Raw genomic sequence first — 13,599 nt, forward strand, 5'->3', positions numbered from 1 at the left:
AAAAAGCCGTCGCGCAGGGCGCGACGGCTTCTCGTCAATTGGTTATTCAAAACTTGACAGCTTATCGCGCTATCATGAATTTCTCATTTATGATTTCTCTTTCTGTTGTTAAGCGATAAATGTAGACGCCATTAGGAAGTGAAGAGCCATCAAACATGAAACGGTAATCGTTATTTGGCATGGCAATCCCATTGAAGAGACCATCGATCAGGCGTCCGCTCAAATCAAAGACCTCTAGAGTGGTGGTTCCTTCTTCTACCACGGTGAAAGTAACGTTTGATGGACCCGCTGTTGGGTTGGGACTAGAAGCAATAGCTGCTCCAGCTGGAGTCGTAAAAACCTGCCAAGTGCTAAATGGACCAGCAATGAGTGGATCAACAGAACAACCGCAACGAACCCTCCACGCGTAGGTGGTACCATACTCCAAGAGAGAACCTGGTATAACTGCACTGCTCACACTGTTTTCAAAAAAAGTAATTATTTTGATCTGCTCTCCGTTAATATTTAACAACTGTCCTTGGCAAGCAATTTGACCTGGTACAGGATCCCATTCGACCAAGTAAGAATTGCCTTGAAAGGTAGTGCTCAAGCTAGACTCGTAAACTGCAGGGAAGAGGGAGTCACATTGACCAGTGATATTTAGGTAGAGCTTAGCAGTGCGGTAACCGTTATATACAAATCCCGTAATCAGCACATCCTCATCACCGTCTTCATCCACATCGGAAAAGGCGATGGAGCCGCTATATACGCCTGAAAAAGGCGTGTCTTCCACCAAAGTGAAATTGCCTCCACCATCATTGGCGTAGAGATTGGAAATAACGGAGGGATTGGAAATAATACCTGCTGTACTGTTCCCTGTAATGAGCACATCTTCATCTCCGTCTCCGTCTACATCGGAGAAGGCAATAGAACTCCAAAATACTCCGATAAAAGGCGTGTCTTCCAATAAGGTGAAATTGCCTCCACCATCATTGGCGTAGAGATTTGAAGTAGGTTGAGCCAATGTATTCACCCCCGTAATCAACACATCTTCATCACCGTCTCCATCCACATCAGAAAAAGCAATGGAGCTCTCCACAACATCTTCGAATGGCGTATCTTCCACTAAGGTGAAATTTCCCCCATCATTGGTGTAGAGATTTGAAATACGGTCTAATGACGAATTTTGCCCCGTAATCAGAACATCTTCATCGCCATCTCCATCTACATCGGAGAAGGCAATGGAACTATTCCGAACTTCATCAAAAGGAGTGTCTTCCACTAAGGTGAAAGTGCCGCCATCATTGGTGTAGAGATTAGCACTCGGGTCTAAAAACGCATTTTGCCCCGTAATCAGCACATCTTCATCCCCATCTCCATCCACATCCGAGAAGGCAGTGGAACTGTAGCGTACACCTTCGAAAGGCGTATCTTCTACCAAAGTAAAGTTGCCCCCGTCATTGGCGTAGAGATTGGAATAAATGAAAAATGGGTTACCACTATTCCGCCCTGTAATCAGCACATCCTCATCCCCGTCACCATCCACATCCGAGAAGGCAATAGAGCCAACATTTACTCCTGTAAAAGGGGTATCTTCAACCAAGGTGAAATTGCCTCCATCATTGGTGTAGAGATTAGAAATAGGGGTGCCGGACGAATTTAGCCCTGTAATCAGGACATCTTCATCCCCATCTCCGTCCACATCGGAGAAAGCAATGGAGCTAGCACCCACTCCTTCATAATTAGCGTCTAGTACTTCTATAAATGAAATTTGGCTGTTGGCATTGAGCCCGAGGCCTACTATCAAGATTCCGCTTAACAGAAAGCGGCGGATTGCAATTGTTTTTAAGGGTTTCATACGGTTGTTTTTAATTGAGTGAGTAGATCGTTTGCGGCAGTCAGCCATAGGGGTGCCATCACCAAAAAAGAACCAGGTTGGAACTACACCTCTAAGCCGGAAAGCCAGCACTCTGAAGTTAACCATTCTAAGAACAAGAATGGCCATTTTAAAGACATATTTTGAGGGTTGTTCTTTGGCCCATTCACCTGATAAGGATGAGCTGCCGGCAGATGGGCTCGTGACAAATAAGTAGCATCACTATCGAAGTCGTCGCAATAGCAAAAAAAGCCGTCTACAAAATGCAGATGGCTTCTTATCAATTCTTATTCAAAACCCGATAGTTTATCGCGCAATCATAAACTTCTCATTGATAATCTCGCTTTCCGTCGTTAGGCGATAAATGTACACTCCATTAGGAAGTGAAGAGCCATCAAACATGAAACGGTAATCGCTATTTGGCATGGCAATCCCATTGAAGAGACCATCGATCAGGCGTCCGCTCAAATCAAAGACCTCAAGGGTGGTGTAGCTTTCCTCTGCCAGAGTGAACGTCACATTCGACTGTCCCGATGTAGGGTTGGGGTTGGAAGCCAAAGCTGCACTGCTCGGAGTGGAGAATGGCTGCCAAGAACTAAAGGATCCGGCTACCAATGGGGATTGCGAACAACCACATCTTACCCTCCACTCGTAGTCCGTGCCGGGTTGAAGAACATTCAAAGGAATGTTGAAGCCATCAGCGCTCGCACCACCAACGATCTGAGCTCCAAGGATAGACCCTCCCGCAAATCTAACCTGGACCTGACATCCGATTTGACCAGAAACGGGTGCCCATCCCGTAGCAAAGGCATTGCCAAGTTGGGTTGTAGAAAGACTGGCTTCACTTACGGCAGGAAAGGGGTTTTCGCAACCACCTGAACAAGTCAAGCTGACTACAAATGGCGACTCAGCAAAATAGCTGATCACCCTCACGTAGTAAAAACCTGCCGCAGCGGCATCAAGCGTGATGGACTCTCCTGTAAAAGTTGGGCCGAAGTTTTCGTCCGCACAAGCTACTTCTGTCAAATTTCCACAAGTACCCGAATAGATAAAGAGCACCGCGTCCATCAGCGAGGCGGAAGTCGCCGAATTGGTATCGATGGTTATCGTGTAATCTGTGGCTCCATCAGCTTGGAAGAAATACCAAACATCGTTGGGTGAGGCAGAATTGAATGTAGCGCACTCGGCGCTTAGTCCTGCAGTCTGCGTAGCACTAACCGTGGTGCCTTCAATCTCTGAACCACATTCCAGAAAGTAGTCTGCCGACTCAGCTGAGATGGGCAAACAGTTATCGTTTGCAGGCGTTTCGCCAAAGTACTCAAAAGGTATTTGAACACCTTGGATAAGATTTTCTCCGCCGACGTCTTCGACGGCGGTATAGCTCACCTGTCCTACGGAGAAACTAGCCGAGCCTTGGCCCGTAGCCTCTCCGCCGGCGGTGTTGATCGATTGCTGGGCAAAAGAGCCGAGCGATGCGATCAGAGCCGATAATAGAAAGATTAGGTTTTTCATAATCTGTGAGATTTATCTGTGAGAAAAATTGTTGATTTCACCATATCCATATCGCCGTGCGTAATCATTCGGTGGCTGAGGCCAAGATGGAATCGATAATAGCAAACAATCATTCTTCAGGTGCTACTATTTTCTCCTGAGCTACATATGGAGCATTAGAATTACGAAGGCATTCCATGAAATAGTCTGCCTGAAAATGTTTTGCTATAAGTGGATCATTCACGTCCATACCTCGGTCAATACATATCGCTCTCGCTTGGTCCAATATTTCTAATAAGAAGTCCTGATTATTTAAAACAACTTTCTCTATTTCAAGGAAATCAATTTTCTGAGAAGACTCCTTAACCATCTTTCGCGGAGCGGTACTCACACTCCAGTCCGTTCTAACGTTATTGGGTTCTCCCACAATTGAAGTTGACATCTCAAAACTCGGGTCTTGTTGTGAGATATACCTTTCGATCTTGGAAACTGACGCTTTCAACGCTGCTATTTCTTCTTGCTGTGCTTTCAAGCTTGCCACCAGGTCATTGGTACTTAAACCTACGGCAGTATTAATCAGGCTAACTCCTGTCTCCCTTATACTTGATGACCATGCTACTCCAACCACATTATCATAATCATCCAAGGTCATTTGATCCCTTGATTTTGCTATAGCCATACCATCATTCAATCCAGTCGCCAAAATAAAATCTCCCTCTAGTACTTTCCCTATTACCTTTACAGGAACTTGCCCCATAAATGCAATTTTCTCGAACAAATGCTCCTTGCCTTCTTCGGGCATGTTACCCAAAACCAGAGGAGCCATCGACACAACCATCACTTCACGCGCATCCGCAGTATTTAGGGATACTTTCCCTCCTGCTACACCAACAACAGTTCCCGGTGCCAAATCTTGAACCCCCGATTCACGCTCCAACCATTCTGCATAATCAGCTGATCCAGACTGAAAGACTACTCCAGCACTCGTTTGCATATAATTCGTCCATTCAGCCCACTCAGCAACAGCAGTAGCTCCTGCTGCAGCCATGACTGCGACTTCTCCTAAATCAAGTTGAGGACCACACGCAATTCCTTCAGCAACAGCCCAAGCCGTATTGAGCGTATTCATTGATACGTACCACTCAAATCGAAAACTGCTCGTTACATCATCTAAGGTCTGGGCTCCAATGCTGCCGCGAGTTCCGCCATTGTCTCTGAAATACATATAGTTGCTTTCTCCTTCTTCAGCCTCGGTTTCATCAAGTCTGATGGCGATTCCTTGTGCTGCACCCGTTACATACAAAGGATATGACAGAGCGCTGTTTTGTGCTCCACCACTTGCAGGACCGGTAATCCTTACATTTCCTGTACCGACATCGAAACGAGCATCTCCATCAACATGTAACTTTGTCAGGGGGTCAGAAGTGCCTACACCTAAACTTCCATTGCCACTTATGCGTAGCGTTTCATCAAAGTCAGTTCCGTCCCAAGTTCCAAATTGCAAAGCACTTCCCGGCTGATATGCTATATCTTCTGATCCACCTTCCATGAAAATGGTAGGAAGTACACCGGCTGGTGCTTTCAAATGAAGCAATCCTTCAGGGGCTTCTTCTCCAATACCTATTCGGCCGTTATCAGCCATAGTTATTCGAGTCACTCCGTCGTCTGTTCTAAACTTGATGCCTTCTCCATCAAAAGCCCTAATAGTATTCCGAACTCTAAGCGCCCCATCCACATTCAATTTGGCTAATGAACTTGTTGGTCCACCGATCCCTACTCTTCGATTAAAAATAGTAATGTCAGGATCTTCAGAAGTTACATCCGAAATAGTCAAGCTTCCGTTGCTTTCAAGTGATAATTTATATTCAGTATTCTCGTGTTTTATATCAATCGAAGCCGGATAAGGCTTCGGTGATCCCGGACCGCTGCCAAACGGCGTCAAACCAGTAGTCTCAACCTTTAGCGAAACTTCTTCATCATCAGCTTTAACGTGCAAGGCTGAATTCGGTGAATCGGTGCCTATTCCCACCCATTTATCGGTAGAAAGGGTATCGGCAGAAATAGTCCAACTTCCATCTCCACCAGCATTGGCCGCATACAGCGCATATGGAACCGACAGCAACTCCGTGGTTCCGGATAAGGTATAATTTGTACCACCGGAAGGGTCGGTTTCACTTGTTATGTAGTAAGGACCGTTGCCCCAATCAACTCCATCTAAAGTTCCGTTGATCGGAATTCCTCCGCCGATTTCCAAAGAAGCCAATCCGTTAGTATTGGTTGTAGGTGCGTGGGTTTCTACAAATACGGCCGTTCCCGCGGGAGAGCCTTGTAAAATCGATATTTGAATTCCTACTGCTGTTTCGGTTACGAGTTCATTTGATGCATCTCGAATAACGGATTGATAGCTCATCTTCTGGGGAGCTTGGGCTAAAGAGATTTGTACAATGGCAAGGCCAAGTATAAGTCCGAATAACTTTTTCATGGGTTTTAAAAATTTGGTTAGAGTTTGTTTTCGTTATAGAGCACTTCCTTTTGAGTGATCTATGCCACCAAAACTATTCTACCCTCTAACATTTGACTTGGACTCTACTTGCAAATCCTAGGACTCAGCTTGCAATGCTTCTGAACACTCTAAAAAACAACTATTTATACTGACTCGGAGCAACATCAAATTTTTCCTTGAAGGCTCGTGTGAAGTAGCTGGGGTCGCTAAATCCTACCGTGTAGGCCAACTCAGAAATGATGAGTTCCCCCTTGCGAATAAGCTTGGATGCTTCTGTAAGGCGAAGGTCGCGCACCACCAAAGTCGGACTCATTCCCGTAAGGGCCTTTAGCTTTCGGTAGAGCTGCATCTTGCTCAACTTCATAGCTTTTTCGAGGTCTTCTACCTTGAATTCTGAATTGTCTAAATTCTCCAAAACGGCTTGCTTCACCTCAAACAAAAATCTGTTTTCCAGCTCATCCCCTTTTTCATCGGACTCTTCCAGACCCTTGAATTTGCTAATCAGCAAATTCCTCAACTCAATCAGTTTTCGCAGTCTGATCTGCAATTCCCCTTTGTCGAAAGGCTTGTGCAGATAAGCGTCGGCACCTTTCTCGAGACCGATATTGCGATCTTCTTGGGTCGATTTAGCCGTAAGTAAAATGATGGGAATATGGCTGGTGCGGATGTCGTTCTTGAGTGTCTCGGTTACTTCGTAGCCATTCTTCATCGGCATCATCACATCGCTGATGATGATATCGGGAATATTCGAAACGGCCACTTCGATTCCTATCGCTCCATTCTCGGCATGTACAATACTATAACTGTCGTCAAGGAGCAATTCTATAAATCTGACAATCTCATAATTGTCTTCGATCAGCAGCAGAAGTGGCTTCTCGGCAGTTTCCTTTTCCTTCGAGTTATTGGGGATCTCCCTGTCAGCGGGTTCGGGAATGGTTTGTAGAAATGGCTCGTAATCGCCCTGTGCATGCTCGGTGTGAATGGGAAGAGAGAAACTAAAAGTGCTGCCTACACCTTCTTCTGATTCTACTCCCATTTGCCCATCGAGCAGCTTTACCAGCTCGTAGCAAAGCGAAAGCCCGATGCCCGTTCCTTCAGCGGCTCTGGTCGATGAATCATCGGCCTGATAGAAGCGGTTGAAAATATGAGGAAGCTTACCCTTAGCGATACCGATCCCTGTGTCGCGGATCGTCACATAGAGTTTTTGGTCATCTGTCTGGCGAAGCGAAATATCAATCCGATCTCCCGCATTGGTGAATTTTAAGGCATTGGAAAGTAAGTTGTAAATAATGTGACGGATTTTGGCCTCATCGTAATCCATATTGATCTCCTCGGGATCTGAATGGAACACCAGCTTTTTCTCTTGTTGAATGGCAGTGCCACTGAGCGATTCGGTTAAGTACCTGATATACTCGACCAGGTTTCCGTACTTGTAACGTATCTCCAACTTATTGGCCTCAAGCTTCGACAAGTCGAGGATTTGATTGACCATCTGCAAGAGGTTGTCCGCATTCTTTCGGATGGTTTGGGTATACTCAGGCTGATCTTCAATCATGCTAGCCATGCCTGAAATCACGGTGATGGGCGTGCGAAACTCATGGGTAATGTTGGTGAAGAGTCTGGACTTAAACGTATCGAGTTCCAGCAGTCGTTGTGCTTCGCGTCTTTCGTTTGCGCTCTTTAGCTGAAAAAGATAGATGAAAACGACTATCGCAATTAGAAGAATGACGTAGAGCGAATAAGCCCACCACGTTTGCCACCAGGGTGCCAGAACAAACAGCCGAAGCTCCCTGACCTTATCACTCCATTTGCCCGATCGATTGGTCGATCTTATTTTAAGGGTATAATCTCCGTATGGAAGACTCGTAAAAGTGATGGTACGTTCGTTACCTATCGTATTCCAAGATTCATCGAAGTTGGCAAGTTGGTATTGGTAGTTTGTTCTTTCGGGAAAACTCATGTCCATTCCTGAAACGGAAAAGGAGACCATCTTCACATCGGGACCGAGGGTGATCTCTTGAGCTGATTCAATGGGTTCGGTGAGAAAGTCAGAATCGGGATCGAAACGAACCGGTTCGTTGTTGATTTTTACTGCCGTGATAGCTGTGGCCGGATGGTACTCCGACTCAAAAAGTCTATCGGGATAGAATCGATTGATTCCATAAATGCCGCCAAATAGCAGCTCGCCGTCGGGAGCTTGGTAAAATGATCGAGTATTGAACTCATTGTCTTGCAAGCCATCACTCGTGGTGAAAGTTTGGAAGGTTTCATCGTCAAGATCAAAAGAGCAGAGCCCCTTGTTGGTGCTTATCCATAGTTCATTATCTCCATTTGTAAGGATGCCGTATACCGTTTCGTCGGGAAGACCATCCTCTGTGGTATAATGAAAAAACTCTCCCGTTTTCGTGTCAAACCTATCGAGGCCATCTCCGAATGTCCCGACCCAGATCACACTTCCTTCAGAAGGATCAGGTGTTAAGCACTTGATGCTACTTGATGACAGGGAATTGCTATCGTCGGGATCGTGGTAGAAATACTCAAAGCTTCCCGTGGCATCGTCATAGCGAATCAATCCATTGATGGTTCCAATCCAAAAGGTGTTTGTGTCAGTTTGGATGACTCGGTTGGTTACTCGATTATCATCGTAGGTTTTGAAATCGACCTCGAAAGGTTTGCCCTCAAAAATCCCCGTTTCGGGATGGAACTTGCCAAACTCGCCCGCGGTGACAATCCATATTTGTCCGGAGGAATCGGCAATAAGATCGTAAACTCCCAACAGAAAATCGTTGTCGCCGTTTCGGCTCTTTTGGTCGATCTTATAAAACTCATGCTTCACCAGGTTGAGGCCATCTTTCCGAATTCGATGGAGTCCGTCGTAGTTCCCCAACCACATACCGCCTTCGCCATCACCTTTGATAAACTTCGCCGAGAAATTGAAGTTTTTGGGATCATTCCTTTTAAAATTATAGCCCGCAAGAGAAAAACTAAGTTGCTGCGAAGCATTCATACCATTGGGTATCAATTCAATATCGGTCAAGTCACTAAACCAGACATTCCCTTCTTCATCTTTGTATATCGGGTAGACGGTTCTTGTAGGTATTCTCTGGGATACAGGCGGACTATTAAATATTTGCTCGTGAGGAATAGCTTTATAAAGCCCGTTTCCGTTGGTGCCTAGCCACATCACGCCGTTTTCGGCTTGGGTTACCCGCATTACCCCAGCGGTGATAATATCAAATATGGACTTATTGCCATCCAGTACCGTGCACTTATTTAAGTCAATAGCCATATGAGCTCCGGCTGCCGAAGTGTGCATCCATAGCACATTTGACTTATCAACAAACCCCTTGTATCTAGTCTTGGCGTTATCGAATTGATCACCGTTTTTTAAGGTGCGGATGTCCATCGAGGTTACCTTATCTCCTGCTACAATGGTAAGGAACCACTCATCGTATATAAAAACACGGCCACCATCGTCCATAAACATTCCCTGAGCCAGACGGTCGCCGCTGAACAGTTCGGGGCGTAGGGCATCTGCCAACGAAAGAGTCTCTTTTTGTTTAAAAAGATCCCATTCTACAAATTGCACTAGCGGACTGCCTGATTCAAAACTCACCAAGGCCATGAAAATACCCGCATTCACCCATAATCGATCCTGAGCGTCCACAGCAATGGAGCGAACGATATCGTCTTTCTTGTTATTGTTTGGAAGCAGATCGCGGTATGACTTAACGTCAAAAGCAGAGCCTTCGCCGTAAGTGATGCGGTGGATCGTTCGCTTTCCATCCACCACCCATACCTCGTTGCCATTTCCATGAACCAAGTTCCGCACCGATGCTTCATACCCGAGCGGGACAGGAATAAAATGATTGGATTGAATATCGTAAACCTGCAACCCCTTAGCATGACCTACCCAAAGCGCTCCCCTTTTGTCTATGATCAACTTATGCGTGCTGTCATCTCCGAGGCTTAACGAATCCTTGGGATCGTTTTTGAACACCCTGTAGCCGTATCCGTCAAAGCGATTTAATCCACTTGGCGTAGCCACCCAGATGAAACCCGTAGAATCTTCTGCAATATCGCTGATAAAGTTTTGCGATAAGCCGAGTTCGGTAGGAACAGATTCAAACTTCAGGTTTTGGCCGTAAACGCAAAAGATGCACGAAAGAAAATAAAGGCATAGAAGAAGCGACCTTGACGCCTGCCATTTGGCCATGATTTTGCTCAAATCGCAATGAGGAACTCCCATACTTTTCTATGCAGCGAGGTTGTCGACTGTTTGGTTTTGTGATAGCCGTACGGTAAGTATATTGAATAAATCTCAGAGAGTAAAGGGAATAGATAGATTGGGTAGTGGGTATTGGTTATTCAGAGTGTGGTTTTACGACAATGGGTCAGAGCAACGACAATGGGATACCGGCTCTTTCCGGTACACCAACTTTTCTCATTAATAATGCCCACCTTTAGAAGAAATATTTCAATCTAAAACTATAACAATGAAGAAAATATTAATTACCGGCTGCAGTTCCGGTTTCGGACTCAATGCGGCCAAATACCTGTCTCAGCAAGGTCACCATGTGTATGCGTCGATGCGAAATGCCTCGGGAAAAAACGCCGACAAAGCAGCGGAGCTGAACGACTTTGCCAAATCCAATGATTTGCACATTGATGTGGTCGAGCTGGACGTGACTTCCGACGAGAGCGTAAAGACGGCAGCGTCAAAATTGCCTGCCATCGATGTCTTGATAAACAATGCGGGCAGTGGATACGGCGGAGCCGTGGAGGCTTATACCGCAGACGAATGTTTGTCGCAGTTGGACTTAAACATCGTGGGACCTTTGCGGGTAGCCAAAGCCGTCTTGCCCGGTATGCGAAAGCAGAAATCGGGATTAATCATTCAAGTGAGTTCAACGGCAGGCAGAGCCGCCTTCCCTGGCTTTGGTATTTATCACGCCAGCAAGTGGGGTCTCGAAGGCATGAGCGAAGCCATGCGCTACGAATTAGCGCCCCTGGGCATTGATGTGGTATTGGTTGAGCCCGGTCCCTTTGCTACCAACTTCTTTGGAAATATGGTGAATCCGAAAGATCCTGAAATAGCCGCCGACTACAGCCACGTTGGTGAATTCTTCGAAGGATTTGAAAACCAAGTAAAAGGTCTCTTTGAAGACGAAAATGCACCGACCGATCCCATGGTGGTGGTGCATATTTTTGATAAACTGATCAATACTCCTCCGGGCCAGCGCCCGTTGCGCACCATCGCCGGGCTGGACTTTGGCTTCCAAGCCCTCAACGATGCTACCGAGCCCATCCGCAAGGCAGGCCTCGAAGGAATGGGAATCGGCGAATGGGACGGACCAAAACCAAAAGAACCGGCAATGAACTAGTGAATCGCTTGGTCATGATATTACAAAAGCCCGCAATTGCGGGCTTTATTTTTTAAATCGGTCTTCGCTCTACTCGCTCGCTTTATGTCTGATTGTGCTCGCGCTACAGATCATCAAAACTTCCATTTCAACCACCTTATTCTTACTATGAAGAAAATGCTAAAAGCCGGCAGCAGCGGCTGGCCGCCGACAGCTCACATTTTTCCCCTCAAAAAACAACAAAACCTCACCACTCGAGCCCCATTATTTCGTACCTTACAGTGGCGACCTAACAAGCCAAATAACTCTACTCAAAAGTGGGTCAACTCAACTTTTTAAACCACAACTCATGAATATCAAAGTCAAAGATCTGATGGTAGAATCCGTCGTAACCACCATGCCGCACAAATCAATCGGACATGTGCAATCCATCATGACGAAAAACAAGATCAAATCCGTTCCCGTCGTGAACGGCGACATGGAAATCAAAGGAATCGTCACCTCAACCGACCTTTTGGACGACCACTCTGAAGCCTCTCCCGTCAGCACGGTTATGAGCACCCGGGTCTACACCATCCCTTCTTATTCTGACGTTACGATTGCCGCGCGAATGATGCGCAATCACGGGATCAATCACCTCGTGGTTTCCGACGAGCACAAAATCGTTGGCGTATTGAGCGCACACGATCTCCTCAAACTGGTAGAAGATCACCGCTTTGTGATGAAGAATCCGCCTACGCCTTCGAAGAAGGCGAATAAGCGGGATTGATTTGAAAACAAATTTCGATCTCAACTGATCTGTCAAAAAGAAACGGATCCCTGTCCTCCGCCTCAGGCGGAAGGGGGTGGATTCTGTGAGGAATGAGCAGAAGACGGGGGTGGGCTTCCGCGAAAAAGTTCAAACTCCTGGCTTCCTCTTCTTCGTAGAAAAGAAATGACCATATGGGATGTAATCTGTAATGAATCGGGAAGTGTATTTTTCTTTGAATCGACTATCGTTCAGCATCCTTTTTGATGGTGCGGATGACCTACCTCAAGCTCATCGCGTTGGGATTTCTCCCAAACGTGTAGCCCAAAGTCCATTCAAAGATATCAGCCGCTCCTCCATGAGCCTTAATGGTTCCCCCGAAAAAGATATTGTTGTCAAAACGGTAGCGCATTCCCGCTCGGAGGTAATACGGAGCTTTATCGCCATTCGCTTCGTTGCGGTGCAAATAGACGCCCACCGCAAGGGGAACATAGAGATTCTTGTTCAGCATCCACTCCCATGATCCGTTTACGGCAAAGGCGGTAGACTTCGATAAAGCCGAGGCATCGGAAGAATCTCGGGCTTCATACCCATCGGCATAATAAATGTCGATACCTGCACCCAAGCGGTATTTATAATGAACCTCATACAAGTAATTGATCCCGACTCCTCCTTTGAAATAGTTTCTTCCGCCGATATCGTAGTTCTTCGAACCCATAATAAAGCCAACGTTCAAAATGCCGAATTTCTGATGTTGAGGAATCTCCAGTTTCCTATTGTAAACCTCTTCATCCTTATCGCCTAGTTTGTATTGTAAACCAACGGTAACAGGCGTTAGATTAATTCCTGCATTGGGTAAACTAAAAGCCCCGTTCGAAAAATGCTTGAAACCAACACCTCCTTCGAGCAAAAACCGCTTGCTTAAATGAAACTGCGCCGTGAATTCCGCATGGAAGTAAAAATTGCGGTAAGAACCAATGAAAATATTGGTTGGGTTATCCACCTCATCAAAGGGACTGAAATTGTACGAAAATCCGAAGGCTCCGCCATAGGTGAAGTTCCATCTGCTATTTTCTCGAAATGAGTAAGGCATCTTGAAAAAATAATAGAGAGCATTTGGGTTTCCTACATCCTCATTATGAAAAGTAGAAGCATACCAACCCAGACCCATAATCGGTCTTCTGTATAAATTGCTGTATACGGAATAAGCATTTGTATTCTGAAATCCCAATCTTACATCTACCGCATTGTAGTAACTGCTGTTCACAATCTCATCCCCAAAATCAGTTCCGTTGCTGAGCATTGCTCCGTTTTCGAGCCGCAATTCCAAATACTTGATGTACTTCTTGGACGGAACAGGAATATCGAGGCTTTCCTGAGCAAAGCTTGGTGAAGAGATGCAACAACAAATGATCAAAACCAAAATCCAACGAGAACGCATGGCCACACTTTTTTGGGCGTCTAAACTAACGAATCATCAAATAAGTATTTTCATAAAATCCGAGATTCTATTTGCTGATTTCTCCCTGTTCTATGCAGCGGAGGGTATCCAACCAACTCAATTTTGGTGTAGAGTAGACTGTACAAACAGTGAATAATAAATGAACGCGATCCCTGTCCTCCGCCTTAGGCGGAAGGG

Annotated in this window: 7 protein-coding genes; 2 read left to right on the plus strand and 5 right to left on the minus strand. The window is 45.9% G+C overall.

What is annotated here, in order from left to right:
- Nucleotides 1-61 precede the first annotated feature (61 nt).
- The 4 genes from O3Q51_09675 to O3Q51_09690 all read right to left on the minus strand — a co-directional run bounded on the left by O3Q51_09675 (nucleotide 62) and on the right by O3Q51_09690 (nucleotide 10,065).
- Nucleotides 62-1,837: an FG-GAP-like repeat-containing protein gene (locus O3Q51_09675; protein ID MCZ4409078.1), complete on the minus strand. Its 1,776-nt coding sequence runs from the start codon at nucleotides 1,835-1,837 to the stop codon at nucleotides 62-64.
- 324 nt (nucleotides 1,838-2,161) lie between these two features.
- A complete protein-coding gene (locus O3Q51_09680) occupies nucleotides 2,162-3,367 on the minus strand; it encodes a T9SS type A sorting domain-containing protein (protein ID MCZ4409079.1) in 1,206 nt (401 codons plus the stop codon).
- A gap of 109 nt (nucleotides 3,368-3,476) precedes the next feature.
- Nucleotides 3,477-5,828, minus strand: a complete 2,352-nt coding sequence (locus tag O3Q51_09685; GenBank protein MCZ4409080.1) for a hypothetical protein — start codon at nucleotides 5,826-5,828, stop codon at nucleotides 3,477-3,479.
- 160 nt (nucleotides 5,829-5,988) lie between these two features.
- Nucleotides 5,989-10,065 carry an ATP-binding protein gene (locus O3Q51_09690; protein ID MCZ4409081.1) on the minus strand — a complete coding sequence of 1,359 codons (4,077 nt, stop codon included), beginning with the start codon at nucleotides 10,063-10,065 and terminating at the stop codon, nucleotides 5,989-5,991.
- 280 nt (nucleotides 10,066-10,345) lie between these two features.
- Between O3Q51_09690 and O3Q51_09695 the strand changes: the two genes are divergently transcribed.
- Together O3Q51_09695 and O3Q51_09700 are read left to right on the plus strand one after the other, a co-directional pair.
- Nucleotides 10,346-11,233: an SDR family oxidoreductase gene (locus tag O3Q51_09695; protein ID MCZ4409082.1), complete on the plus strand. Its 888-nt coding sequence runs from the start codon at nucleotides 10,346-10,348 to the stop codon at nucleotides 11,231-11,233.
- A 328-nt stretch (nucleotides 11,234-11,561) separates the two neighbouring features.
- Nucleotides 11,562-11,981 (plus strand): CBS domain-containing protein, encoded by a 420-nt coding sequence (locus tag O3Q51_09700; GenBank protein MCZ4409083.1) that lies wholly within the window; start codon nucleotides 11,562-11,564, stop codon nucleotides 11,979-11,981.
- 259 nt (nucleotides 11,982-12,240) lie between these two features.
- Here O3Q51_09700 and O3Q51_09705 read toward each other — a convergent pair whose 3' ends face one another.
- Nucleotides 12,241-13,401, minus strand: a complete 1,161-nt coding sequence (locus tag O3Q51_09705; protein ID MCZ4409084.1) for an acyloxyacyl hydrolase — start codon at nucleotides 13,399-13,401, stop codon at nucleotides 12,241-12,243.
- Between the last annotated feature and the right edge of the window lie 198 nt (nucleotides 13,402-13,599).

It is taken from the genome of Cryomorphaceae bacterium 1068 (assembly GCA_027214385.1).
In the GTDB taxonomy this organism is placed as follows: domain Bacteria; phylum Bacteroidota; class Bacteroidia; order Flavobacteriales_D; family Cryomorphaceae; genus JAKVAV01.